This window comes from Rothia sp. HMSC069C04, from assembly GCF_001812895.1.
Lineage (GTDB): Bacteria > Actinomycetota > Actinomycetes > Actinomycetales > Micrococcaceae > Rothia.
Genome location: NZ_KV810741.1, coordinates 1 through 1409, shown reverse-complemented (window position 1 = coordinate 1409; position 1409 = coordinate 1). Strand labels below are relative to the sequence as shown.

Below are 1409 nucleotides of genomic sequence, written 5' to 3'. Positions count from 1 at the left end.
TAGTCTTGACTCACCAAACCAACATTTGCCAACAAATCATCAGGTGATATGTCCTGTACCGACGTACCTCCCATGAGGATGTCTCCACTGGAGGGCTTAAGCATGCCCATGAGTGCATTTACTAGGGTTGTCTTTCCCGATCCGCTGGGCCCGACAATACCAATCATCTGCCCGGGACCAAAAGTGAGATTGATGTTTTTAAGAGCTAAAGAATCAGCTTTTGGATACTGGATAGCAAGATTCCTAATGGAAACGCTGCAGATTTCGGGGTAGGTATCGGCAACCGAATTTTTCTGCTTGGGCTGTGCGTTAGAAATAAACTTTCGATATATATCAATTGCGTTTGACCCCGCTGCCATCGAGCTAAGGTCGCTTCCCATCGAGCCAAGCGAGACTATAGCCGAGGTAATACCTATAACAGCTCCAGCAAGAGCACCGGGAGCCGGCACCGAGGCCGCTAGAAAAATAAGGGCTAAAGCTAGCAATGCAGCGCTTATAAAACCAACAATTGTATATATTCTGAGGATGTAACGAGCTAGGCCAATTTCCTCCTCACCGGATTTTTTCCGTTCTTGATTAGCACGATGCGCAAAGAACGACCGAGCATTAAGAATTGCAAGCTCACGAGCAGTAGTTATTTGCGCAATCTGGTTAGTGCTATGCCACGCGTTGTAGCTATATGAATATATTTTTTCCATTGCCTCAGCATTCTTACTCGAATAGAGATGTGACATAAAGGCAACAGGAATCATGCCTGCAAGCATGCAGAGTGAAGCATATACATTGATCTTTCCTACGGAATAACTAAGGGCTCCCGTCGAAAAAATGATGAATATCAGAGCACCCATAGTGGAAACTTGAGACCCCAGGCTCCCCCCTGTCACAGCTTCATGAGCTGCCCTTGATGAGCGAGCATAATCACCGCTCGCGATTTCCTGAGAGGAACAAGTCGCCAGACGAGAAGATACGTTCTGAATACCCGTACTTGACATTCGAGAATTTAGAATCATACGCAGAGAGTCTGATGCTTGTCCCAGGGCAATGTATCCTGCCAGCACAAAACTAACCCCCAGCGCTAGCGGGAGCACTTCATCCTGGCTCTGGCCCAAATGCTCAACAAGTCTAGTGACAGCCTCCATCTGCAGAGCAGGGAATAGTGATAGGCACACAACAGACGCTAGATAGGAAACGGTCCATACAGGGTGATTTTTGAAAGCATAACCCACTGACCAAACAGTATTAGCCATAATCTTACGCATCTTTATAGCCCCTTTCAGCAGAAGTTTTGCGCCCTGCAGAATCTTCAGAGATCTGATTTTTGAAAATTTCCATAAACTTTCCCTCTGCCTTCAGTAGGTCCCGGTAGGTTCCTTGCTCCACCACACACCCACCATCCAACACCACCACAG

1 protein-coding gene is annotated in these 1409 nt (G+C 47.1%); it reads right to left on the bottom strand.

Going from position 1 to position 1409, the window contains the following annotated elements; genetic code table 11:
• A partial coding sequence (locus HMPREF2879_RS09325; protein ID WP_141753027.1) for an ATP-binding cassette domain-containing protein occupies positions 1-1259 on the bottom strand: 1259 nt, incomplete at its 3' end.
• Between the last annotated feature and the right edge of the window lie 150 nt (positions 1260-1409).